Origin of the sequence: Paenibacillus sp. JQZ6Y-1 (genome assembly GCF_040719145.1) — a bacterium.
Classification (GTDB): domain Bacteria; phylum Bacillota; class Bacilli; order Paenibacillales; family Paenibacillaceae; genus Saccharibacillus; species Saccharibacillus kandeliae.
This window is the reverse complement of record NZ_JBFDUZ010000008.1, coordinates 41,746-62,889: the sequence shown is the minus strand read 5'-3', so window position 1 is coordinate 62,889 and position 21,144 is coordinate 41,746. Positions and strand designations below refer to the sequence as shown.

At 45.9% G+C, this 21,144-nt stretch carries 36 protein-coding genes; all 36 read right to left on the bottom strand.

Annotation, left to right across the window (positions count from 1 at the left end; genetic code table 11):
- Positions 1-15: 15 nt before the first annotated feature.
- Positions 16-453 carry a 50S ribosomal protein L13 gene (gene rplM, locus ABXR35_RS23090; RefSeq protein WP_367064415.1) on the bottom strand — a complete coding sequence of 146 codons (438 nt, stop codon included), beginning with the start codon at positions 451-453 and terminating at the stop codon, positions 16-18.
- Positions 454-697: 244 nt separating this feature from the next.
- Positions 698-1,492, bottom strand: coding sequence for a tRNA pseudouridine(38-40) synthase TruA (gene truA / locus ABXR35_RS23085; protein WP_367064414.1), 795 nt, complete (start codon positions 1,490-1,492; stop codon positions 698-700).
- Positions 1,493-1,642: 150 nt separating this feature from the next.
- Complete coding sequence (rplQ, locus tag ABXR35_RS23080) at positions 1,643-2,008, bottom strand: 50S ribosomal protein L17 (RefSeq protein ID WP_367064413.1); 366 nt, start codon at positions 2,006-2,008, stop codon at positions 1,643-1,645.
- Between the two features lie 33 nt (positions 2,009-2,041).
- A complete protein-coding gene (locus ABXR35_RS23075; protein ID WP_367064412.1) occupies positions 2,042-2,986 on the bottom strand; it encodes a DNA-directed RNA polymerase subunit alpha in 945 nt (314 codons plus the stop codon).
- Positions 2,987-3,120: 134 nt separating this feature from the next.
- Entirely contained in the window at positions 3,121-3,516 is a 396-nt protein-coding gene (gene rpsK, locus ABXR35_RS23070; protein ID WP_367064411.1) for a 30S ribosomal protein S11, read from the bottom strand.
- A gap of 16 nt (positions 3,517-3,532) precedes the next feature.
- Positions 3,533-3,898: a 30S ribosomal protein S13 gene (gene rpsM / locus ABXR35_RS23065; RefSeq protein WP_188777868.1), complete on the bottom strand. Its 366-nt coding sequence runs from the start codon at positions 3,896-3,898 to the stop codon at positions 3,533-3,535.
- Between the two features lie 22 nt (positions 3,899-3,920).
- Positions 3,921-4,034: a 50S ribosomal protein L36 gene (gene rpmJ, locus ABXR35_RS23060; protein ID WP_003333770.1), complete on the bottom strand. Its 114-nt coding sequence runs from the start codon at positions 4,032-4,034 to the stop codon at positions 3,921-3,923.
- Between the two features lie 115 nt (positions 4,035-4,149).
- Positions 4,150-4,365: a translation initiation factor IF-1 gene (gene infA / locus ABXR35_RS23055; RefSeq protein WP_017815385.1), complete on the bottom strand. Its 216-nt coding sequence runs from the start codon at positions 4,363-4,365 to the stop codon at positions 4,150-4,152.
- 13 nt (positions 4,366-4,378) lie between these two features.
- The gene (locus ABXR35_RS23050) at positions 4,379-4,675 is read right to left on the bottom strand and encodes a hypothetical protein (protein WP_436669408.1); all 297 of its coding nucleotides are present in this window, start codon (positions 4,673-4,675) and stop codon (positions 4,379-4,381) included.
- Between the two features lie 9 nt (positions 4,676-4,684).
- Positions 4,685-5,437, bottom strand: a complete 753-nt coding sequence (gene map, locus ABXR35_RS23045; protein ID WP_367064409.1) for a type I methionyl aminopeptidase — start codon at positions 5,435-5,437, stop codon at positions 4,685-4,687.
- Between the two features lie 5 nt (positions 5,438-5,442).
- Positions 5,443-6,087, bottom strand: a complete 645-nt coding sequence (locus tag ABXR35_RS23040) for an adenylate kinase (protein WP_367064408.1) — start codon at positions 6,085-6,087, stop codon at positions 5,443-5,445.
- Positions 6,088-6,179: 92 nt separating this feature from the next.
- Entirely contained in the window at positions 6,180-7,478 is a 1,299-nt protein-coding gene (gene secY, locus ABXR35_RS23035) for a preprotein translocase subunit SecY (RefSeq protein WP_367064407.1), read from the bottom strand.
- Positions 7,478-7,918, bottom strand: a complete 441-nt coding sequence (gene rplO, locus ABXR35_RS23030; protein WP_367064406.1) for a 50S ribosomal protein L15 — start codon at positions 7,916-7,918, stop codon at positions 7,478-7,480. Before rplO ends, secY begins: the two co-directional genes overlap by 1 nt.
- A 46-nt stretch (positions 7,919-7,964) precedes the next feature.
- Complete coding sequence (rpmD, locus tag ABXR35_RS23025; RefSeq protein ID WP_367064405.1) at positions 7,965-8,150, bottom strand: 50S ribosomal protein L30; 186 nt, start codon at positions 8,148-8,150, stop codon at positions 7,965-7,967.
- A gap of 12 nt (positions 8,151-8,162) precedes the next feature.
- Positions 8,163-8,660, bottom strand: a complete 498-nt coding sequence (gene rpsE, locus ABXR35_RS23020; RefSeq protein WP_188777883.1) for a 30S ribosomal protein S5 — start codon at positions 8,658-8,660, stop codon at positions 8,163-8,165.
- A gap of 26 nt (positions 8,661-8,686) precedes the next feature.
- On the bottom strand, positions 8,687-9,052 hold the full coding sequence (rplR, locus tag ABXR35_RS23015) for a 50S ribosomal protein L18 (protein WP_367064404.1): 366 nt from the start codon (positions 9,050-9,052) through the stop codon (positions 8,687-8,689).
- Between the two features lie 82 nt (positions 9,053-9,134).
- The gene (gene rplF / locus ABXR35_RS23010; RefSeq protein ID WP_367064403.1) at positions 9,135-9,677 is read right to left on the bottom strand and encodes a 50S ribosomal protein L6; all 543 of its coding nucleotides are present in this window, start codon (positions 9,675-9,677) and stop codon (positions 9,135-9,137) included.
- A gap of 31 nt (positions 9,678-9,708) precedes the next feature.
- On the bottom strand, positions 9,709-10,107 hold the full coding sequence (rpsH, locus tag ABXR35_RS23005) for a 30S ribosomal protein S8 (protein ID WP_367064402.1): 399 nt from the start codon (positions 10,105-10,107) through the stop codon (positions 9,709-9,711).
- A 32-nt stretch (positions 10,108-10,139) separates the two neighbouring features.
- Entirely contained in the window at positions 10,140-10,325 is a 186-nt protein-coding gene (locus tag ABXR35_RS23000; protein WP_013312154.1) for a type Z 30S ribosomal protein S14, read from the bottom strand.
- A 70-nt stretch (positions 10,326-10,395) separates the two neighbouring features.
- Entirely contained in the window at positions 10,396-10,938 is a 543-nt protein-coding gene (rplE, locus tag ABXR35_RS22995) for a 50S ribosomal protein L5 (RefSeq protein WP_367064401.1), read from the bottom strand.
- Positions 10,939-10,971: 33 nt separating this feature from the next.
- Positions 10,972-11,328: a 50S ribosomal protein L24 gene (rplX, locus tag ABXR35_RS22990; protein ID WP_229685996.1), complete on the bottom strand. Its 357-nt coding sequence runs from the start codon at positions 11,326-11,328 to the stop codon at positions 10,972-10,974.
- 53 nt (positions 11,329-11,381) lie between these two features.
- Positions 11,382-11,750, bottom strand: coding sequence for a 50S ribosomal protein L14 (gene rplN, locus ABXR35_RS22985; protein WP_017815372.1), 369 nt, complete (start codon positions 11,748-11,750; stop codon positions 11,382-11,384).
- Positions 11,751-11,786: 36 nt separating this feature from the next.
- On the bottom strand, positions 11,787-12,050 hold the full coding sequence (gene rpsQ, locus ABXR35_RS22980; RefSeq protein WP_046213344.1) for a 30S ribosomal protein S17: 264 nt from the start codon (positions 12,048-12,050) through the stop codon (positions 11,787-11,789).
- 51 nt (positions 12,051-12,101) lie between these two features.
- On the bottom strand, positions 12,102-12,302 hold the full coding sequence (gene rpmC / locus ABXR35_RS22975) for a 50S ribosomal protein L29 (RefSeq protein ID WP_017815370.1): 201 nt from the start codon (positions 12,300-12,302) through the stop codon (positions 12,102-12,104).
- Positions 12,292-12,726, bottom strand: a complete 435-nt coding sequence (rplP, locus tag ABXR35_RS22970) for a 50S ribosomal protein L16 (protein WP_322907992.1) — start codon at positions 12,724-12,726, stop codon at positions 12,292-12,294. The genes rpmC and rplP overlap by 11 nt, the downstream gene beginning before the upstream one ends.
- Positions 12,727-12,728: 2 nt before the next feature.
- Positions 12,729-13,394 (bottom strand): 30S ribosomal protein S3, encoded by a 666-nt coding sequence (rpsC, locus tag ABXR35_RS22965; protein WP_367064400.1) that lies wholly within the window; start codon positions 13,392-13,394, stop codon positions 12,729-12,731.
- 15 nt (positions 13,395-13,409) lie between these two features.
- Positions 13,410-13,757 (bottom strand): 50S ribosomal protein L22, encoded by a 348-nt coding sequence (gene rplV, locus ABXR35_RS22960; protein WP_367064398.1) that lies wholly within the window; start codon positions 13,755-13,757, stop codon positions 13,410-13,412.
- A 35-nt stretch (positions 13,758-13,792) separates the two neighbouring features.
- Complete coding sequence (rpsS, locus tag ABXR35_RS22955) at positions 13,793-14,071, bottom strand: 30S ribosomal protein S19 (RefSeq protein ID WP_188777901.1); 279 nt, start codon at positions 14,069-14,071, stop codon at positions 13,793-13,795.
- A gap of 59 nt (positions 14,072-14,130) precedes the next feature.
- Entirely contained in the window at positions 14,131-14,961 is an 831-nt protein-coding gene (gene rplB / locus ABXR35_RS22950) for a 50S ribosomal protein L2 (RefSeq protein ID WP_367064396.1), read from the bottom strand.
- Between the two features lie 13 nt (positions 14,962-14,974).
- A complete protein-coding gene (gene rplW / locus ABXR35_RS22945; protein WP_188777907.1) occupies positions 14,975-15,268 on the bottom strand; it encodes a 50S ribosomal protein L23 in 294 nt (97 codons plus the stop codon).
- Complete coding sequence (rplD, locus tag ABXR35_RS22940) at positions 15,268-15,891, bottom strand: 50S ribosomal protein L4 (protein WP_367064395.1); 624 nt, start codon at positions 15,889-15,891, stop codon at positions 15,268-15,270. The genes rplW and rplD overlap by 1 nt, the downstream gene beginning before the upstream one ends.
- Positions 15,892-15,916: 25 nt before the next feature.
- Positions 15,917-16,540, bottom strand: coding sequence for a 50S ribosomal protein L3 (rplC, locus tag ABXR35_RS22935; protein WP_367064394.1), 624 nt, complete (start codon positions 16,538-16,540; stop codon positions 15,917-15,919).
- Between the two features lie 45 nt (positions 16,541-16,585).
- Positions 16,586-16,894 (bottom strand): 30S ribosomal protein S10, encoded by a 309-nt coding sequence (gene rpsJ, locus ABXR35_RS22930; RefSeq protein WP_009226637.1) that lies wholly within the window; start codon positions 16,892-16,894, stop codon positions 16,586-16,588.
- A gap of 332 nt (positions 16,895-17,226) precedes the next feature.
- Positions 17,227-18,417: an elongation factor Tu gene (gene tuf, locus ABXR35_RS22925; RefSeq protein WP_367064393.1), complete on the bottom strand. Its 1,191-nt coding sequence runs from the start codon at positions 18,415-18,417 to the stop codon at positions 17,227-17,229.
- 118 nt (positions 18,418-18,535) lie between these two features.
- The gene (gene fusA / locus ABXR35_RS22920; protein ID WP_367064392.1) at positions 18,536-20,608 is read right to left on the bottom strand and encodes an elongation factor G; all 2,073 of its coding nucleotides are present in this window, start codon (positions 20,606-20,608) and stop codon (positions 18,536-18,538) included.
- A gap of 50 nt (positions 20,609-20,658) precedes the next feature.
- On the bottom strand, positions 20,659-21,129 hold the full coding sequence (gene rpsG, locus ABXR35_RS22915; RefSeq protein ID WP_367064391.1) for a 30S ribosomal protein S7: 471 nt from the start codon (positions 21,127-21,129) through the stop codon (positions 20,659-20,661).
- Between the last annotated feature and the right edge of the window lie 15 nt (positions 21,130-21,144).

Sequence of the window (21,144 nt, the reverse complement as noted above, 5' to 3'; positions counted from 1 at the left end):
CTGTCCTCCTTTTAATTATCCGCGAAGTTCGTAAACTTCTGGTTTTTGTGCTGCATGTGGATGTTCTGCGCCAGCGTAAGCTTTCAGACGCAGTTTCATTGCGTTACCTTGACGAGTTTTTGGCAGCATGCCGTGTACAGCAGCTTCGATTACACGTTCAGGTTTGTTGTTGATCATTTCCTGAGCAGTCGTTACTTTCAGACCACCTGGGTGCATAGAATGACGGTAGTATTTTTTGTCCTGCAGTTTTTTACCTGTCAGGTGGATTTTTTCGGAATTGATTACGATAACGAAATCGCCGCCGTCCACATGAGGGGTGAAAGATGGTTTGTGTTTACCACGGATCAGTGCTGCAACTTCACTTGCCAGGCGGCCCAGTGTTTTGCCTTCAGCATCAATAATATACCACTGGCGTTCTACTTCACTTGGCTTCGCGATATAAGTTGTACGCATGAGAAGTTCCTCCTTAGTCTGTTTTGAAAATATGCATTTTCATATATGATCGTTCTTTATTGGTTGTGTTATTAATACACAGTCATACAATGTTGAAATTCAGTTGGTTGTAGCTTTGGTCATGTGAATTCTTACCGGGGCTGTGGGAGAGCCGTAAGAAAACACAACTTTGATTTTACAGCATGGTTGCGCGTTAAGCAAGTATTATTTATTGTTTTTAGATACTTTTTTTGCCGAATTTGTTTCAGGCTTCAGGTTCTCCAAAATCAATCTCATCATACTGCACGCCCCACATCGTTAGCGCTTTGCTGACCGCTGTAGGACCCGCTGCACTACGGTCGCAGGCAGCAATCATGCCCGGAATATCCTCCGGTCTGTATTTGCCTTCTCCGACCTGAATGAGCGTCCCCATAATGATCCGCACCATATGCTGCAAAAAACCAGTGCCAGTAATATAAAAGTGTAAAATGCCCTGGTCCCTTGTATGCTCGCGGGTTTGCGACAAATCGATCTCCAGTCTGGTTTCCAGCACGGTACGAACATGACTTTGCTTTTGCGAATAACGCGAAGCAAAAGTCGTAAAGTCATACGTTCCTACAAAATGCCGGAACGCCTCCTCCATATGACCGACATTCAGCTTACCGGGATGATGCAACTGCATATGACGCAAAAACACATCCGGGTACTGATTGGCATTGATTGTATATCGGTACGTCTTACGCTTAGCAGAGCGACGGGAATGGAATTCCAATGACACTTCACGCGCACCCGTTACGATAATATCACGCGGCAAACGCCCATTGAGAGCGAGTGGCCAACGATCTGCCGGAATCGGTGACTCGGTTTGAAAGTTAAATACCTGACCTACAGCGTGTACGCCGGCATCTGTACGCCCAGAACCGTGAATTTTGGGACGTTCCCCAATCATAGAGGCAATTGCCTTTTCCAGATGATCCTGAACGGTATTACCGTCAGGTTGCGTCTGAAAGCCGTTATATCGAGTTCCGTCATAATTGACGGTCATACATAGATTCCGCATGGTCATCACCTTTTATATCTACATACAAAGTGAGGGAGCTCCAGGTTGGAGCCCCCTCCTTTGTGTTGTTCAACACAACCTTATTCAGACAGAGAAAAAAAGGGCTTTGTCAGAATCACGAGACCCTGTCCACCCTTCTTTATCTGCATGTTACGCGCGGTCTACCAGTTCCAGATAAACCATAGGAGCAGCGTCGCCACGACGAGGTCCCAGTTTCAGGATACGAGTGTATCCACCTGGACGCTCTGCATAACGAGGAGCCAGCTCAGCAAACAATTTTTGGATTGCATCTTGTTCACCGTTCAGAGTTTCACGACGAACATAAGAAGCTACCTGACGACGAGCATGCAGATCTCCACGTTTGGACAGGGTGATCAGCTTTTCAGCGATAGAACGAAGTTCTTTCGCTTTTGCTTCAGTCGTTTGAATACGCTCATATAAGAACAGGTCAGTTACCAGATCGCGGAACAGTGCTTTACGAGCGCTGGAGTTACGACCCAATTTTTGGTATGCCATTTTGTATTCCCTCCTTCATCAATGATTAAGTGACTATTCTTCCTGACGAAGACCAAGACCGAGTTCCTGCAACTTCTCTTGAACTTCTTCGAGAGATTTGCGTCCCAGGTTGCGGACCTTCATCATATCGTCTTCGGATTTTGTAGTCAGTTCCTGCACCGTGTTGATGCCGGCACGTTTCAAGCAGTTGTAAGAACGTACAGAGAGATCGAGCTCTTCAATCGTCATCTCAAGCACTTTCTCTTTTTTATCTTCCTCTTTTTCGACCATAATTTCAGCATCTTTTGCTTCGTCAGTCAGACCGACGAACAGCATCAGGTGCTCGCTCAAAATTTTGGCGCCCAGACTAACTGCTTCTTCAGGACGGATGCTGCCATCTGTCCAAATTTCAATAGTTAACCGGTCATAGTTCGTTACTTGACCAACACGTGTATTTTCGATGCCATAGTTAACACGGGAGATCGGAGTATAAATCGAATCGATTGGAATCACACCGATTGGTTGATCCGCACGTTTGTTTTTATCTGCCGATACATAACCGCGACCACGGTTTGCAAAAATACGCATGTGGAGTCTCGAACCTGGAGCAAGAGTCGCAATATGAAGATCCGGGTTAAGGATTTCAACATCGCTGTCTGCACGGATATCTCCTGCAGTGACTACTCCTTCTCCATCTGCGTCAATCTCCAACAATTTTTCTTCATCAGAGTGGATTTTCAGCGAGAGGGCCTTGAGGTTCAAAATGATCTCGGTAACGTCTTCCATTACGCCTTGAACCGTTGAGAACTCGTGCAATACACCATCGATTTGAACGGATGTTACTGCCGCTCCCGGAAGAGAGGAAAGCAAAATCCGACGAAGTGAGTTGCCAAGTGTTATGCCGTAACCACGTTCGAGAGGTTCTACGATGAACTTGCCATAGGTTCCTTCATCATTTACATCTACGGTCTCAATTTTCGGCTTTTCGATTTCTATCACTGCAATATCCCTCCTTCAAAACGTCGCTTCAGTGAAACTGTCGCTAAAACTTTATTCATTAGACATGCAGTAGTTCCCGGTAAGCTCGAAGCTTCTTCCGGGAGGCTCACCACACTAGCAGAGACATGCTTCGATTATACGCGACGACGTTTTGGCGGACGGCATCCGTTATGCGGGATTGGAGTTACATCTTTGATCATGTTAACTTCCAGACCAGCTGCTTGCAGAGAACGAATCGCTGCTTCGCGGCCTGCGCCAGGACCCTTAACCATAACTTCAACAGCTTTCATGCCGTGCTCCATAGCTGCTTTTGCTGCAGTTTCAGCTGCCAGTTGTGCTGCGAATGGAGTGGATTTACGGGAACCTCTGAATCCAAGACCGCCGGAGCTTGCCCAGGAAATAGCGTTGCCGTGAGGATCCGTAATAGTAACGATTGTATTGTTAAACGTGGAACGGATGTGTGCCACGCCAGATTCGATATTTTTACGGTCGCGACGTTTTGTACGTACGACTTTTTTCGCTTTAGCCATTGATCATTAACCTCCCTTACTTCTTCTTGTTCGCTACTGTGCGACGAGGACCCTTACGTGTACGAGCATTTGTTTTGGTACGTTGTCCACGAACCGGCAGACCACGACGGTGACGAACACCACGGTAGCATCCGATTTCGATCAAACGTTTAATGTTCAAAGAGATCTCACGACGAAGATCACCTTCTACTTTTTTACCTTCAATTGCTTCACGCAGTTTTCCTACTTCATCTTCAGTCAGATCGCGGACACGAGTGTTCAGGTCAATACCTGTTTCACTCAGAATTTTCTGAGAAGTCGTTTTACCGATTCCGAAAATATATGTCAAGGCGATCTCAACGCGCTTATCACGTGGTAAATCCACACCAGATATACGTGCCATTACGCTACACCTCCTCGATTAATTAACCTTGCTTTTGTTTGTGTTTCGGGTTTTCACAAATAACCATTACATTCCCTTTGCGGCGAATGACTTTGCATTTTTCGCAGATGGGCTTTACAGAAGGTCTTACCTTCATGTTAATTACCTCCTTAAGCTTTACGGTTGTAAAACTTATTTCGTCAGCATTTTATCTGCAGCACAAATGAGTCCACATAAGTATCTATTATAGCACACTTTTATGCATTTGTGTTCTATTTACGATAAGTTATACGACCTTTTGTCAAATCGTAAGGCGACAGTTGAACTACCACCTTATCTCCAGTCAGAATACGGATAAAGTGCATCCGTAGCTTACCGGAAACATGAGCGAGAATCTGATGACCATTCTCCAGTTCCACTTTGAACGTTGCATTCGGCAATGGTTCAAGAACCACGCCTTCTACCTCAATTACATCTTCTTTAGCCACAATGAGTTCCTCCTTAAACCGTATTGTTTTCGGCAGATTCGACAAACTTGGCAACTGCATGACGCAGCTTTCCATTTGTGACCCGTCCGCTTTCTTGCAAACTGTTTACTACTTCGCTGCTGATCACCGGCATCAGCTCCAGATGAAGAATACTCTTCTTCTTCGGCTGGTCAAACTTACGTTTGTGTCCGTCGGCGATATAAACAAATTTCTCATCGAAAATCCCAATGATTACAGCAGGCTGGCCAGCTCCCTTACCTTTTGAAACTCTCACAATTTGACCGACCTGCGGGGATGTTCCTGTTTTCAACAAAATCACCTACGCATTAAGTTTTGTGAAAATCTCCATACCGTCCGGTGTTACCCCAACCGTATGTTCAAAATGGGCACACAGCGAGCCATCAACCGTAACTACGGTCCATTTGTCTTCCAACGTTTTAACATGCCGTCCGCCAGCGTTCACCATCGGCTCGATTGCAAGGACCATGCCTGGCTTGAGACGAGGACCCCGATCTGCAATTCCGTAATTCGGAATCTTTGGATCTTCATGCAATTTGGTTCCAATACCGTGACCTACGTACTCTCGTACGACAGACATACCGGCATCTTCGATAAAACGCTGTATCGCATGCGATATTGTAAACAGACGAACATCCGGCTTCACCAGCTCCAGACCCGCAAATAAAGCTCCCTCTGTTACTTCCAGAAGACGCTTAGCTTCGTCGGAAATCTGTCCGACCGGATATGTCCATGCCGAATCACCATGATACCCTTGATACTGGGCTCCAATATCAAAAGTAACAATGTCGCCCTCTTGCAGTTTGCGTTTGCTTGGGAATCCATGAACGAGTTCTTCGTTCACCGAAGCACAAATACTGGCTGGAAAACCATTGTATCCTTTGAATGACGGCAAGGCGTCCTGGCTGCGAATGTAACGATCCGCAATCATATCGAGCTCTTGCGTGGTAATGCCTGGCTCAATGTGCTGCTTGATTAGAGCATGGGTTTCAGCGACGATACGCCCTGCTTCCCGCATAAAGCCAAGTTCTGTTTCGGATTTGCAAATGATCATTTTGCTTAACCCCGAAGCAGTGACACAATATCGGATGATACCTGGTCAATGCCCTGTTCGCCATCAATGTCTCTTACCAAATCCTGATCACCGTAGTACGACAGCAGCGGTGCAGTCTTGTTACCATACTCATCAAGACGCGTTGCTACGCTTTCCTCGTTGTCATCCGGTCTTTGGTAGAGTTCACCACCATCCAGGTCGCAGATGCCTTCCTGTTTTGGCGGATTGAAAACAATATGATAGGTAGCGCCGCATGTTCTACAAATGCGTCGTCCGGTAATACGAACGAGCAGCTTGTCGCGGTCTACTTTCAAATTGATTACGTGGTCCAGCTTGCGGTTCATTGCTGCCAGCATTTTGTCGAGCGCTTCAGCCTGAGCCAGCGTTCTTGGATAACCGTCAAGCAAAAAACCTTTTTCGCAATCGGGTTGAGCGAGTCGCTCCTCCACGATTCCGTTTGTTACATCATCCGGTACAAGCAAGCCTTGATCAATATAGGACTTGGCTTTTACTCCGATTGGAGTTTCCTGTTTGATCGCCAGACGAAAAGCATCGCCTGTTGAAATATGAGGAATGCCGAGTTCCTTTACGATTACTGCAGCTTGTGTTCCTTTTCCTGCTCCCGGAGGTCCAATGAATAGGATATTCACGCTACATCACTCCCCCCAAAACGACTTTTGCAAGAACAGCACGGAAAGGTGCCGGTTAGAACGGGATCACCCATTCAGCCGGAACCTGCCGTCTATTTATTGATAAAACCTTTGTAATGACGTTTAATAAGTTGGCTTTCGATCGTTTTCATCGTATCCAGTGCAACACCGATTACGATAAGAAGCGATGTACCACCGATTTGAACCGATTTCGGCAAACCGGAGATTGCCCCGAGGAATACCGGCAGTACCGAGATGATCGCAAGGAACAGGGAACCTGTCATCGTCAGACGCGTCATAACTTTCGTCAGATACGTTGCCGTAGGTTTACCTGGACGTACGCCCGGAATATAACCACCGTTCTTCTTCATATTATCCGCCATTTGCGTAGGATTCATTTGCACAAATGTATAGAAGAAAGTAAAGCCTATAATCATTACTACATACAGGACCATACCAAGCGGTTTGTCATACCACAGATTTGCGGTAATCCATTTTGCCCAGCCGTGTGTGGACCAGAAGCTTGCAATAATGATCGGGAATTGAAGCAGGGATACAGCGAAGATTACAGGGATAACACCAGCCGAATTGATCTTCAGTGGGATATGTGTATTCTGACCGCCATACATTTTGTTGCCTACTACGCGTTTTGCATATTGTACTGGAATTTTACGAATACCCTGTTGGATAAAGATAACGCCCACTACGATCAAAATCACGACGAGAACAACAACAACCAGCTTAATCACATTCATGAACGTCTGGCCCTGAGCGAGAAAGTCCGATTGAACCATATCGCGGATATGCTGCGGAATAGCCGCAACGATACCTGCGAAGATGATAATCGAGATCCCGTTACCAATCCCTTTTTCGGTGATTTGCTCACCCAACCACATCAAGAATGATGTACCGGCAGTCAATACAATAGCAATCAGAGCATAACTCCAGAACGTTGCGCCTGGAATCATCTCTGTATTGTATAAACGGTTAAAACCGATAGACGTACCAAAAGCCTGGATCAGACCCAAAATGATTGTACCATAACGGGTGACCTGTGCCAGTTTCTTTTTACCGTGTTCCCCTTGTTTTGCCCATTCCGCAAACTTCGGAATAACGTCCATCGACAGCAACTGCACGATAATGGACGCGGTGATATACGGCATAATTCCGAGGGCAAAGATCGAGAAACGAGACAATGCACCACCGGAAAAGGTGTTTAGAAGACCGAACAATTCTTGGCCCTGGTTATTTACAGCAGTGAAAACTTCCGTATTTACTCCAGGTACTGGTACGAACGAACCGATACGGTAGACAATCAGCACCAGCAAAGTAAAAATGATCCGATTTCTAAGGTCTTCCACCCGCCATATATTCTTCAGGGTCTTGAACATTAGATCACCTCGGTTTTACCGCCGGCAGCCTCGATCTTCTCTACCGCAGATTGAGAGAACTTATTCGCTTTTACATTCAGTTTTACAGTCAGATCACCGTTACCCAGGATCTTGATTCCGCTTTTCGTATTTTTTACAATACCTTGCTCAACCAAGAATGCCGGAGTCACTTCAGTATCAGCAGCCAGACTGTTCAGCTCAGCTACGTTTACCAGAGCATACTCTTTACGGGTAGGGTTAACAAATCCACGTTTCGGCAAACGACGATACAATGGGTTTTGTCCGCCTTCAAATCCTGGACGAACACCGCCGCCAGAACGGGAGTTTTGTCCTTTGTGACCACGACCCGATGTTTTACCTGTACCGCTACTAGTACCACGACCTACGCGTTTGCGTTCTTTGCGGGAACCAGGAGCTGGTGAAAGCTCATGCAATTTCATCGTTCGTTGCACCTCCTTATTGATAATAGGCTAATCTTTCGATCAATTAGCCTTGAATTTCTTTTACAGATACCAAGTGTTTTACCTGGTTAACCATGCCACGGATTGCAGCGTTATCTTCTTGAACGACCGATTGGTGCAGCTTACGCAGACCCAATGTTTTCACAGTAACACGTTGTGTTTCTGGACGACCGATCACGCTACGTACGAGGGTAATTTCCAATTTAGCCATGAGATTCCCTCCTTAACCGAGCAGCTCTTCGATTGTTTTTCCACGCAGTTTAGCTACGTCTTCGGCACGTTTCAGGCGAGACAAGCCTTCCAGTGTAGCGTTAACCATGTTCATGGAATTCGAAGAACCCAGGGATTTTGTCAAAATGTCACCTACACCAGCAAGTTCCAGAACGGCACGAACTGGACCACCAGCGATAACACCAGTACCTTCGGATGCTGGTTTCAGCATTACGCGGCCTGCACCGAATTTACCGTTTACCAGGTGAGGAATAGTTGTTCCTACGAGTGGAACGTGGATCAGGTTTTTCTTGGCATCTTCGATACCTTTACGGATCGCATCAGGTACTTCGCCAGCTTTACCCAGACCAGCACCAACCCAGCCTTTACCGTCGCCTACTACTACCAGCGCGCTAAAGCTGAAACGGCGTCCGCCCTTAACTACTTTAGCAACACGGTTGATATGAACTACTCTTTCAGTCAGTTCCAAAGTGTTTGGATCAATACGCAAGTCGTTTACCTCCTTTTTGCAATGGTTTAGAATTGAAGACCCGCTTCACGAGCAGCATCCGCCAGGGCTTGAATCCGTCCGTGATACAAGTAGCCACCGCGATCGAATACTACAGCTTCGTGTCCTTTTTCTTTTGCACGTTTAGCGATCAGTTCGCCAACTTTTGCAGCAGCTTCTACGCTACCACCGTTAGCAATCTCGCCAACTTCTTTATCAACAGTGGAAGCAGAAACCAGAGTTACGCCTGCCACGTCATCGATCAGTTGAGCATAGATGTGCTTATCGGAACGGAACACGTTCAAACGTGGACGCTCAGAAGTACCAGTGATGTTCTTACGAACACGCAGATGTCTTTTCAGACGAGCTTTATTTTTATCAGCTTTAGTAATCATGACTGTATATTTCACTCCCTTCATTATACATAAGCTAGCTTGAGGTTAAGCTGCTTGGGGTAATGAGCCATTATCCCCTAGCTTATTTCTTCTTACCAGCTTTACCTTCTTTACGCAGAATGCGTTCGCCTTCGTATTTGATACCTTTACCTTTATAAGGTTCTGGTTCACGTACGGAACGGATTTTCGCAGCATAAGCGCCTACGCGCTCTTTGTCGATACCGTTAACTACGATACGAGTGTTCGAAGGAACATCAAATTCGATACCAGCTTCCGGTGTGATTTCTACCGGGTGAGAGTAACCAACGTTCAGAACGATTTTCTCGCCGGATTTGCTTGCGCGGTAACCGACACCAACCAGTTCCAGGGCTTTGGAGAAACCAGTAGTTACTCCGCTAACCATGTTGCTTACTACGCTGCGTGTAGTTCCGTGCAGGGAACGATGCAGTTTGTTGTCAGAAGGACGCTCAATCGTGATCACGTTACCTTCAACGACTACTTTCATATCTTTGTGAAGTTCGCGAGACAGGGATCCTTTCGGACCTTTTACTGTCAGAGTAGTGTTGTTCAGAGTTACCTCTACACCACTTGGTACTTCAATTGGTTTACGACCAATACGGGACATTGCATTGCACCTCCTTATTTTATGACGTTAATTACCAAACGTAACAAACGACTTCGCCGCCGCTTTTCGCTTGACGAGCTTCTTTATCAGTTACTACTCCGTTGGAAGTAGAGATGATCGCGATTCCGAGTCCACCAAGAACACGAGGAACCTCGTTGCTCTTTGTGTAAACACGAAGTCCTGGTTTACTGATACGTTTCAGACCAGTAATTACGCGTTCGTTATTTTGACCGTATTTCAGGAAAATACGGATAATTCCTTGTTTGTTATCCTCAATGACTTCAGCATCACGGATGAAACCTTCACGTTTCAGGATATCAGCGATTTGCTTTTTCATTTTGGAAGCTGGAACTTCAACCGTTTCGTGACGCACAGTGTTGGCGTTACGAATACGTGTAAGCATATCAGCAATTGGATCTGACATAGACATGTGTGTGAACCTCCTTCCTGTTAATCAATGGTTTACCAGCTTGCTTTTTTCACGCCAGGAATCTGGCCTTTGTACGCCAATTCACGGAAGCAAATACGGCAGATTTTAAACTTTTGCAATACGGAATGTGGACGACCACAACGTTCGCAACGAGTATATGCACGCACTTTGAACTTCGGAGTACGTTGTTGTTTTACTTTCATTGAAGTTTTAGCCACTTCGCCTGACACCTCCTAAATATTTTCGGAGAAAAAGGGGCTTATATTAGAACCCCGTACATTTCACATCTTATTTTACGAAAGGCATTCCCAGTTGAGTCAGCAGTTCGCGAGATTCTTCGTCTGTTTTTGCAGTTGTTACGATAACGATATCCATACCACGTACTTTATCAACTTTATCGTACTCGATCTCCGGGAAGATCAGCTGCTCTTTCAGACCCAGTGTGTAGTTACCACGACCGTCAAACGCTTTGGAAGAAACACCACGGAAGTCACGTACGCGAGGCAGTGTGATGTTAACCAGTTTGTCCAGGAAGTAGTACATACGATCGCCACGCAGTGTTACTTTAACACCGATAGGCATACCTTCACGCAATTTAAATCCAGCGATGGATTTTTTTGCGCGAGTGATTACTGGTTTTTGACCAGCGATCATTTGCAGTTCGCTAACAGCGGAATCCAATACTTTGGAGTTCGATACTGCTTCACCAACACCCATATTGATTACGATTTTTTCAACTTTTGGTACTTGCATTACTGTACTGTAGTTGAACTTAGTAGTCAGGGCTGGCACGATTTCATTCAGGTACATATCTTTCATTCTTGAAGCCATTCTGGAAAGTCCTCCTTTCTTTAAGGAAAATTATTAATCGATAGTATCGCCGGAGCGTTTAGCTACACGAACTTTTTTGCCGTTGTCCAATGTTTTGTAACCAACGCGGGTTACTTTCTTTCCGTCCTTAGGATCAACGTGCATTACGTTAGACACGTGAATAGGCGCTTCTTGCTCGATGCGTCCGCCTTGCGGGTTCAGCTGAGACGGTTTTTGGTGTTTAGTAATCATGTTCACACCTTCAACCAGCACGCGGTTTTCACGAGGGTAAGCAGCGATGATGCGACCTTTTTTACCTTTGTCTTTACCGCTGATTACGATAACAGTGTCATCCTTTTTAACGTGCAGCTTGTTGTTGTGGGATTCCAAAACTTTTTTCACTTTAGCCATTTCTGTACACCTCCTATAACTCACTCAGGCACAGAGCCTTATATCGATATCGTTTAGATGACTTCCGGAGCCAGGGAAACGATTTTCATGTAATCACGGTCACGCAGTTCACGAGCAACTGGTCCAAAGATACGAGTACCACGAGGGCCTTTATCGTCTTTGATTACCACTGCTGCATTCTCATCAAATGCGATGTAAGAACCGTCTTTACGACGTACAGAGCTCTTCGTGCGAACAACTACTGCTTTCACTACATCACCTTTTTTGACAACGCCGCCTGGTGTTGCTTGTTTTACAGAACAAACGATAGTATCACCGATTGCAGCTGTACGACGTCCAGTACCACCGAGTACGCGGATACACATCAGTTCTTTTGCGCCAGAGTTATCGGCTACAGCCAAACGTGTAAATGGTTGAATCATTGTTAGTTCCTCCTTCCGGGCAGCTTATCGTAATCATCAAATGATGATTGCTTCTTCTACTACTTCCACGAGTCTCCAGTTTTTGTCTTTCGACAGTGGACGAGTTTCCATGATTTTAACGATATCACCGATTTTCGCAGTGTTGTTTTCATCATGAGCTTTGAATTTCTTAGTGTACTTGATACGTTTGTGGTACAGATCGTGTTTTTTGTAAGTTTCTACAGCAACAACGATAGTTTTGTCCATTTTATCACTGACAACTTTACCTACCTGTACTTTACGGGCATTGCGTTCGCTCATAGTGTGCCTCCTCCCTTGCTGACGGGCATCAACAGTCCGTCAAATATTGGATTATGAAGTAATTCCGAGTTCTCTTTCACGTACTACTGTTTTAGCACGTGCAATTTGCTTGCGAACAGCGCTAATACGAGTAGGGTTATCCAATTGACCGGTAGCAAGTTGAAAGCGCAGGTTAAAGAGTTCCTCTTTAAAACCAGCAATCTTTTGCTCGATTTCAGCAGTGGTAAGGTTGCGCAATTCATTAGCCTTCATTTGCTTCACCACCCAATTCTTCACGTTTCACAAACTTAGTTTTAACTGGCAGTTTATGAGAAGCCAGACGCATCGCTTCGCGAGCGATTTCTTCAGATACGCCAGCAAGTTCAAACATAATTTTTCCTGGTTTTACGATGGCAACCCATTTCTCAACGTTACCTTTACCACTACCCATACGAACCTCAAGAGGCTTTTGAGTGATTGGTTTGTCCGGGAAAATCTTGATCCATACTTTACCACCACGTTTGATATAACGAGTCATAGCAATACGGGCAGCTTCGATTTGACGGTTCGTGATCCAAGCAGGCTCGAGAGACTGCAGACCGAATTCGCCGAAGTTCAGTTCAGTACCGCCTTTAGCGCGTCCTTTCATACCTGGACGATGCTGTTTACGGTGTTTTACACGTTTAGGTACCAACATGATTAGTTGCCTCCTTCCTGAGCAGCTTGTTTCTTAGCCGTAGGAAGAACCTCGCCACGATAGATCCATACTTTTACGCCGATGCGGCCGTAAGTTGTATGAGCTTCAGCTGTACCATAATCGATATCAGCACGAAGTGTATGCAGTGGAACAGTTCCTTCGCTATAACCTTCGGAACGGGCGATTTCAGCACCGCCAAGACGTCCGCTAACGGCTGTTTTAATACCTTTAGCGCCAGAGCGCATAGTTCTTTGAATCGATTGTTTCAGAGCACGACGGAAAGAAACACGACGTTCCAGTTGTTGTGCAATGCTTTCTGCAACGAGAATTGCATCCAGCTCTTGGTTTTTGATTTCGGAAATGTTGATGTGAACTTTTTTACCGCCTGCAATTTTAGTAACTTCGTTACGAAGTACTTCAACTTCAGAACCACCGCGTCCGATAACCATACCTGGTTTCGCAGTGTGGATTGTTACGTTCACACGATTAGCCGCTCTCTCGATTTCGATACGGGAGACAGCGGACTCTTTCAGTTTTTTCTTCAGGTATTCACGAATCTTAACGTCTTCCAGAAGAAGATCGCCAAAATCTTTACCAGCGTACCATTTAGATTCCCAGTCACGGATAATACCTACGCGCAATCCGATGGGATTTACTTTTTGGCCCACACGTTTTCCCTCCTTTTATTTTTCAGTTACCACCAAAGAAATGTGGCTTGTACGTTTGTTGATCTTACTAGCGCGACCCATCGCACGGGGACGGAAGCGTTTCAGAGTAGGACCTTGGTTTACGTAAGCTTCGGAAATGAACAGGTTGTTCACATCCATAGACTCGTTCTTCTCGGAGCTGATGAACTCAGCATTAGCGATTGCGGAGTTGAGCAGTTTCTCAACTACCGGAGACGCAGATTTTGGTGTATGACGCAGAATTGCGATCGCTTCACCAACTTGCTTACCGCGGATCAGATCAACAACCAGTTGAACTTTGCGCGGAGCGATGCGTACAAACTTTGCATGTGCTTTCGCTTGCATTGCGTGACCTCCTCTCTTACTGTTACTACTCTATATTAACGTCTTGTTTTTCTGTCATCGTCAGTGTGACCTTTGTACGTACGTGTTGGTGCAAACTCACCGAGTTTGTGTCCAACCATATCTTCCGTTACGTATACAGGCACGTGCTTGCGGCCATCATAGACTGCAAATGTATGTCCGATGAATTGTGGGAAAATTGTAGAACGACGGGACCATGTTTTGATCACTGCCTTTTTGCTGTCGGCATCCAGAACTTCTACTTTTTTCAGCAGATATCCATCCACGAAAGGACCTTTTTTAAGACTGCGGCTCATATATTGAATCCTCCCTTCACTGTTCGTCAATCCGTTACATCAGTCACGCACAAAGATTATTACTTCGTGCGGCGACGAATGATGTATTGATCGGAAGCTTTACCTTTTTTACGAGTTTTGTAACCCAGAGTTGGTTTACCCCAAGGCGACATTGGAGATTTACGACCGATAGGAGCTTTACCTTCACCACCACCGTGTGGGTGATCATTCGGGTTCATAACTACGCCTCGAACTTGTGGACGTTTGCCCAACCAGCGGTTACGACCAGCTTTACCGATTTTGATCAATTCGTGATCTTCGTTACCTACGGAACCGATTGTAGCGCGGCATACTTTCAGTACACGACGTACTTCACCGGAAGACAGGCGGATAGACACGTATTTTTCTTCTTTACCAAGCAATTGGGCTTCCGTACCAGCTGCACGTACCAGCTGACCACCTTTACCTGGTTTCAATTCGATGTTGTGGATAACTGTACCAACCGGAATGTTTTCCAGTGGAAGGGAGTTACCGATTTTGATATCAGCGTCCGCGCCGGAGAATACTTGATCTCCAACTTTCAGGCCTTTTGGAGCGATGATATAACGTTTTTCACCATCTGCATAGTGCAGCAGCGCGATGTTGGAAGTACGGTTCGGGTCGTACTCGATTGTAGCAACGCGACCTGGTATTCCATCTTTGTTACGTTTGAAGTCGATGATACGGTATTTACGTTTGTGTCCGCCGCCGTGGTGACGAACTGTAATTTTACCTTGGTTATTGCGACCAGCTTTTTTGAAAAGCGGAGCCAGCAACGTTTTCTCCGGTTGATTCGTTGTAATCTCTTCGAATGTAGAAACACTCATATTACGACGAGCCGGCGATGTCGGTTTGTACTTTTTAATAGGCACAGGTTGTCCCTCCTTACTCTACAGATTCAAAAAACTCTAGCGGTTTGCTATCGGAAGTCAATGTTACGATCGCTTTTTTCCATTCGGAAGTATAGCCATTGTAACGACCATAGCGTTTTGGTTTAGCAGGCATGCGAAGAGTGTTAACTTTCGACACTTTCACTTTGAAGATTTCTTCAATTGCCTTTTTGATTTCGGTTTTGTTAGAACGAATGTCTACTTCGAAAGCATATTTCAATTCGCTCATATACTCAGCAGTGCGCTCAGTAATTACCGGACGCTTAATGATATCACGAGGATCCTTCATTACGCGAACACCTCCTGTACCTTCTGAACTGCATCCTTAGTCAGAATCAGTTTGTCGTGAACGAGCACGTCGAGAACATTCACACCATCAGCTGCAACAAATTTAACGCCTGGGATGTTACGAGCGGACAGAGCAACATTGTTGTCGTATTCCGGAGCAACGATCAGTGCTTTACGGTCTACTTTCAGGTTGTTCAGAATCGCTAAGAATTCTTTCGTTTTTGGAGTGTTCAGAGTCAGAGCATCCAGAACGATGATTTCGTTAGCAATTACTTTGGAAGACAGAGCCGATTTGATCGCCAGACGACGAACTTTTTTAGGCAGTTTGAAAGCATAGCTACGCGGAGTCGGTCCGAATACTACGCCGCCGCCTTTCCATTGTGGAGAACGGATAGAACCCTGACGGGCACGTCCAGTTCCTTTTTGTTTCCAAGGTTTGCGTCCACCACCGCGAACTTCAGAACGTCCTTTAACTTTGTGAGTACCCAGACGAAGGGAAGCGCGTTGCATAACAACTGCATCGTGGAGCACACTAGCATTAGGTTCGATACCGAATACGGAATCGCTCAATTCGATTTCGCCAACTTGGCTACCATCGATACTATAAAGTGCTACTTTTGGCATTTCATGTTCCTCCTTTCTTTTTTACTTATTTTTTCACCGTTTCTTTTACTTTAACGAAACTGTTTTTAGGGCCCGGGATGGAACCTTTAACAAGGATAACGTTACGCTCAGCATCCACGCGGATAACTTCAAGACGTTGGATCGTTACTGTATCATGACCCATATGTCCTGGCAGACGTTTACCTTTTGGTACACGGTTAGCCTGGATGGAACCCATGGAACCTGGTCTACGATGGTAACGGGAACCGTGGGACATTGGTCCGCGGCTTTGGCCCCAACGTTTGATAACGCCGGCAAAACCTTTACCTTTAGAAATACCCGTTACATCAACGAATTCACCTTCAGCAAACAGATCTGCTTTCAGTTCCTGGCCAACCTCGACACTAGCGAGGTCAACACCGCGAATTTCGCGAACGTAGCGCTTAGGCACAGTGTTTGCTTTAGTAGCATGTCCTGCTTCCGGTTTGTTTGCACGACTTACTTTCTTGTCTGCAAAACCGATTTGTACCGCTTCGTATCCGTCATTTTCCAGGTCTTTCTTTTGCAGCACCACACATGGGCCTGCTTCGATAACCGTTACAGGAATGACGTTACCTTCTGCGGTAAAGACTTGAGTCATACCCAGTTTTCTTCCTAAGATACCTTTCATGTTGACACCTCTTTCTACTTTCCGTAGTACCACAATCTATGTGGATTACAATTTAATTTCGATATCTACGCCAGACGGTAAGTCCAGACGCATCAGAGCATCCACAGTTTGTGGAGTTGGGTTTACAATGTCGATCAAACGTTTATGTGTACGTTGTTCGAATTGTTCACGAGAATCTTTGTATTTATGCACTGCACGGAGAATAGTGATTACTTGTTTCTCAGTTGGCAGCGGGATCGGTCCCGATACTCCTGCGCCGGAACGTTTAGCCGTTTCAACGATTTTCTCTGCGGATTGATCAAGAATTCTGTGATCGTAAGCTTTCAAGCGAATACGAATTTTTTGCTTTGCCATTTTTTAGTCCCTCCTTCTATCGCCCAATTTATTATCGGACATACTCCGTGAAAATTTTCCGACCGCACCGCTCATGGCAAAGGAGCCGGGTGTGTCAGTAACCTCTCACATCATCGCAACGTCTCAGCACAACATTAGTTATTATATATGATGAGACCGTATTGACGCAAGTCTTTTTTGAAACTTTCCATAAAAAAATAAGGCCCGCTTCACAATGAAGGAAGCAGACCTTATCGGACTTTCGATTAGGATACATTGTTGCTTCGTTACAATACACTGTTGCTTATTGAAAATCTTCCTTCGTCTATAAAAGACGGATCAGGAAAGATTTATTATTTGGAGATGGATGCAACCGCACCAGCGCCTACTGTACGACCGCCTTCGCGGATCGCAAAGCGTGTGCCTTCTTCGATCGCGATTGGGTTGATCAGGGATACGCTAACAGTGATGTTGTCACCTGGCATAACCATTTCAGTACCTTCTGGCAGGGAGATAACGCCAGTTACGTCAGTTGTACGGAAGTAGAACTGTGGACGGTAACCAGTGAAGAAAGGCTTGTGACGGCCACCTTCTTCTTTTGTCAGAACGTATACTTGAGCGGAGAACTCAGTATGTGGGTTAACGGAACCCGGTTTGGACAGTACTTGTCCACGCTCGATTTGAGTACGATCAACACCACGCAGCAGTGCGCCGATGTTGTCACCCGCTTGAGCGGAATCCAGCAATTTACGGAACATTTCTACGCCCGTAACAACGGATTTTTTAGTTTCTTCGTGGATACCAACGATTTCGATTTCATCGCCGACTTTAACCACACCACGCTCTACACGGCCTGTAGCAACTGTACCACGACCAGTGATGGAGAATACGTCCTCGACAGGCATCAGGAAAGGCTTGTCAGTTTCGCGTTCTGGAGTTGGGATGTAAGTGTCGATTTCTTCGAACATTTGAACGATTTTTTGAGCCCACTCACCATCAGGGTTTTGCAGTGCTTCACGAGCAGAACCACGAGTGATTGGAGTGTCGTCGCCTGGGAATTCATATTCGCTCAGCAGATCGCGAACTTCCATTTCAACCAGTTCCAGCAGCTCTTCGTCTTCAACCATATCACATTTGTTCAGGAATACGACGATGTAAGGAACACCTACTTGACGGGACAGCAGGATGTGCTCACGAGTTTGTGGCATTGGGCCGTCAGCTGCGGATACAACCAGGATTGCTCCGTCCATTTGAGCCGCGCCAGTGATCATGTTTTTAACATAGTCGGCGTGACCTGGGCAGTCTACGTGTGCGTAGTGACGGTTAGGAGTTTCGTACTCTACGTGTGCAGTAGAGATTGTGATACCGCGCTCGCGCTCTTCTGGTGCTTTATCGATTTGGTCGAATGCTACAGCAGCACCGCCATAAGTTTTGGACAGTACAGTAGTGATTGCAGCTGTCAGAGTTGTTTTACCATGATCGACGTGACCGATAGTACCGATGTTAACGTGCGGTTTATTACGTTCAAATTTAGCTTTAGCCATTTTAAACATTTCCTCCTTAAAGGTAGTGTTGTGTATTGATATTAAGTACGGAATGTATGGAAGAAAGCGGTCAAGCCGCTCTCTCTACATCCCATAGGTAAAAACAAAGTTGGGCGTATTAGCCGTTAGCTTTTGCACTAACTGCTTCAGCAATGCTCTTAGGCACTTCTTCGTAGTGAGAAAGTTCCATGGAGAACACGCCGCGTCCTTGTGTACCGGAACGAAGTGTTGTGGAATAACCAAACATTTCGGACAGAGGTACTTTAGCACGGATAATTTGAGTACCGCTGCGGGAATCCATACCTTCGATACGGCCGCGACGGGAGTTCAGCATACCCATTACGTCACCCATGTACTCTTCTGGTACTGTAACTTCAACTTTCATGATTGGCTCCAGCAGGACAGGTTTACACTTGTCTTTTGCGGATTTCAATGCCATCGAACCGGCAATTTTAAATGCCATCTCGTTGGAATCGACATCATGATAAGATCCGTCTACAACTGTAGCTTTTACGTCTACAACCGGGAAGCCTGCAAGAACACCGTTCTTCATTTGCTCCTCGATACCTGCGAGTGCAGGACCAACATATTCTCTTGGTACGGAACCACCGACGATTTTGCTTTCGAATTGGTTACCAGTACCTGCTTCGAGAGGTTCGAATTCAACCCATACGTGACCGTATTGACCACGACCACCGGATTGACGTACGAATTTACCTTCGACGCGAGCTGGCTGACGGAAAGTTTCACGATAAGCAACCTGAGGTTGACCTACGTTCGTTTCAACCTTGAACTCACGACGCATACGGTCGATGATGATATCAAGGTGAAGCTCACCCATACCTGCTAGGATGGTTTGTCCTGTTTCTTCGTTAGTCGAAGCGCGCAGAGTAGGATCTTCTTCTGTCAGTTTACCCAGAGCAGTTGCCATTTTATCTTGGTCTGCTTTGGTTTTAGGTTCTACAGCGATTTCGATAACCGGATCAGGGAAGTTCATAGACTCCAGAATGATCGGGTTTTTCTCATCACACAGTGTATCACCTGTTCCTGTATCTTTCAAACCTACAGCTGCAGCAATGTCACCAGCGTAAACTACGCTGATTTCTTCACGGCTGTTGGCGTGCATTTGCAGAATACGACCGATACGTTCGCGTTTGCCTTTAGTGGCATTCACTACGTAAGAACCGGATTGCAGTACACCAGAGTATACACGGAAGAATGTCAGTTTACCAACATAAGGGTCGGTCATGATTTTGAACGCCAGTGCAGAGAAAGGATCTTCATCCGAAGAATGACGAACTTCTTCTGTACCGTCTTCGAGTTCACCTTTGATCGCCGGTACATCCAGTGGAGACGGCAGGTAGTCGATGACAGCATCCAGCATAGGCTGAACACCTTTGTTACGGTAAGAGGAACCACAGATTACTGGGAAGATCTTAACATCACAAACACCTTTACGCAAAGCGCCTTTGATCTCATCGATCGTCAGTTCTTCGCCTTCCAGGTATTTCATCATCAGGTCTTCGTCCAGTTCTGCAACTTTCTCTACCAGTTCCATGCGAAGCTCTTCAACAGTATCTTTCAGATCGGCTGGGATCTCGATATCTACCGGATCTTTACCCAGATCATCTTTGTACTGGATAGCTTTCATTTCAACGATATCAATGATACCAACGAAGTCGTTTTCAGCGCCGATAGGCAGTTGAATGGCAACAGCGTTTGCTTGCAGACGATCGCGCATGTCTTTAACAACATTCAGGTAGTCTGCACCAATGATATCCATTTTATTGACATAAGCGATACGAGGTACGCCATAACGGTCTGCTTGTCTCCAAACAGTCTCGGATTGTGGCTCTACGCCCTCTTTCGCACTAAATACGCCTACGGCCCCGTCCAATACACGCAGGGAACGTTCAACTTCAACTGTGAAGTCAACGTGACCTGGAGTATCAATGATATTAACGCGGTGGCCCTTCCACTGTGCAGTTGTCGCAGCAGACGTGATAGTGATACCACGCTCTTGCTCCTGCTCCATCCAGTCCATAGTCGCAGCACCTTCGTGAACTTCACCGATTTTGTGCGTACGGCCTGTGTAGAACAGGATACGTTCTGTAGTGGTTGTTTTACCGGCATCAATGTGTGCCATGATACCAATGTTACGTGTATTTTTCAAGGAGAACTCTCTTGCCATGAATAGGTACTCCCTTCAAAAATATGAATTTTTGAAAATAGGCTTGAATCCTACCAGCGGTAGTGAGCAAACGCTTTGTTCGCTTCAGCCATTTTGTGTGTGTCTTCGCGTTTTTTAACGGATGCGCCAGTGTTGTTGGATGCGTCGATGATTTCAGCAGCCAGACGCTCTTCCATTGTTTTCTCGCCGCGGTTGCGGGAGTAGTTTACGAGCCAACGCAGACCCAAAGAAGTACGTCTCTCCGGCTTAACTTCGATAGGTACTTGATAGTTAGCACCACCGACACGGCGAGCTTTAACTTCGAGAACCGGCATGATGTTCTTGATTGCCGCCTCGAATACTTCCATAGGATCATTTCCTGTGCGTTCTTGAATCAGGTTGAACGCGTTATAAAGAATGCTTTGAGCAACTCCACGTTTTCCGTCGATCATGACGCGGTTGATCAGGCGTGTAACAAGTTTGCTGTTATAAACCGGATCAGGCAGCACGTCTCTTTTGGTAACTGGACCTTTTCTTGGCATGGTTATCCCCCTTTC

Excerpts from the sequence above, each read along its gene's own strand:
- rpsK (WP_367064411.1), bottom strand. The coding sequence starts at position 3,516 with ATGGCTAAAGCGAAAAAAGTCGTACGTACAAAACGTCGCGACCGTAAA.
- rplN (WP_017815372.1), bottom strand. The coding sequence starts at position 11,750 with ATGATTCAACCATTTACACGTTTGGCTGTAGCCGATAACTCTGGCGCA.
- truA (WP_367064414.1), bottom strand. The coding sequence starts at position 1,492 with ATGCGGAATCTATGTATGACCGTCAATTATGACGGAACTCGATATAAC.
- rpsJ (WP_009226637.1), bottom strand. The coding sequence starts at position 16,894 with ATGGCAAAGCAAAAAATTCGTATTCGCTTGAAAGCTTACGATCACAGA.
- tuf (WP_367064393.1), bottom strand. The coding sequence starts at position 18,417 with ATGGCTAAAGCTAAATTTGAACGTAATAAACCGCACGTTAACATCGGT.
- rplR (WP_367064404.1), bottom strand. The coding sequence starts at position 9,052 with ATGATTACTAAAGCTGATAAAAATAAAGCTCGTCTGAAAAGACATCTG.
- rplF (WP_367064403.1), bottom strand. The coding sequence starts at position 9,677 with ATGTCCCGTATTGGTCGTAAACCAATTGAAGTACCAAGTGGTGTAGAG.
- rpsS (WP_188777901.1), bottom strand. The coding sequence starts at position 14,071 with ATGAGCCGCAGTCTTAAAAAAGGTCCTTTCGTGGATGGATATCTGCTG.
- rpmJ (WP_003333770.1), bottom strand. The coding sequence starts at position 4,034 with ATGAAGGTAAGACCTTCTGTAAAGCCCATCTGCGAAAAATGCAAAGTC.
- rpmD (WP_367064405.1), bottom strand. The coding sequence starts at position 8,150 with ATGGCTAAATTGGAAATTACCCTCGTACGTAGCGTGATCGGTCGTCCA.
- secY (WP_367064407.1), bottom strand. The coding sequence starts at position 7,478 with ATGTTCAAGACCCTGAAGAATATATGGCGGGTGGAAGACCTTAGAAAT.
- rpsH (WP_367064402.1), bottom strand. The coding sequence starts at position 10,107 with ATGTCTATGTCAGATCCAATTGCTGATATGCTTACACGTATTCGTAAC.
- map (WP_367064409.1), bottom strand. The coding sequence starts at position 5,437 with ATGATCATTTGCAAATCCGAAACAGAACTTGGCTTTATGCGGGAAGCA.
- rpsM (WP_188777868.1), bottom strand. The coding sequence starts at position 3,898 with ATGGCACGTATATCTGGTGTGGATTTACCACGTGATAAGCGCGTTGAG.
- rpmC (WP_017815370.1), bottom strand. The coding sequence starts at position 12,302 with ATGAAGGCTAATGAATTGCGCAACCTTACCACTGCTGAAATCGAGCAA.
- rpsQ (WP_046213344.1), bottom strand. The coding sequence starts at position 12,050 with ATGAGCGAACGCAATGCCCGTAAAGTACAGGTAGGTAAAGTTGTCAGT.
- rpsG (WP_367064391.1), bottom strand. The coding sequence starts at position 21,129 with ATGCCAAGAAAAGGTCCAGTTACCAAAAGAGACGTGCTGCCTGATCCG.
- rplX (WP_229685996.1), bottom strand. The coding sequence starts at position 11,328 with ATGGCTAAAGTGAAAAAAGTTTTGGAATCCCACAACAACAAGCTGCAC.
- rplP (WP_322907992.1), bottom strand. The coding sequence starts at position 12,726 with ATGTTGGTACCTAAACGTGTAAAACACCGTAAACAGCATCGTCCAGGT.
- rplC (WP_367064394.1), bottom strand. The coding sequence starts at position 16,540 with ATGAAAGGTATCTTAGGAAGAAAACTGGGTATGACTCAAGTCTTTACC.
- rplE (WP_367064401.1), bottom strand. The coding sequence starts at position 10,938 with ATGGCTTCAAGAATGAAAGATATGTACCTGAATGAAATCGTGCCAGCC.
- rplD (WP_367064395.1), bottom strand. The coding sequence starts at position 15,891 with ATGCCAAAAGTAGCACTTTATAGTATCGATGGTAGCCAAGTTGGCGAA.
- rplO (WP_367064406.1), bottom strand. The coding sequence starts at position 7,918 with ATGAAATTGCATGAGCTTTCACCAGCTCCTGGTTCCCGCAAAGAACGC.
- fusA (WP_367064392.1), bottom strand. The coding sequence starts at position 20,608 with ATGGCAAGAGAGTTCTCCTTGAAAAATACACGTAACATTGGTATCATG.
- rplQ (WP_367064413.1), bottom strand. The coding sequence starts at position 2,008 with ATGGCATACCAAAAATTGGGTCGTAACTCCAGCGCTCGTAAAGCACTG.
- rplM (WP_367064415.1), bottom strand. The coding sequence starts at position 453 with ATGCGTACAACTTATATCGCGAAGCCAAGTGAAGTAGAACGCCAGTGG.
- rplV (WP_367064398.1), bottom strand. The coding sequence starts at position 13,757 with ATGCAAGCGAAAGCACATGCAAAGTTTGTACGCATCGCTCCGCGCAAA.
- rplW (WP_188777907.1), bottom strand. The coding sequence starts at position 15,268 with ATGAAGGATCCTCGTGATATCATTAAGCGTCCGGTAATTACTGAGCGC.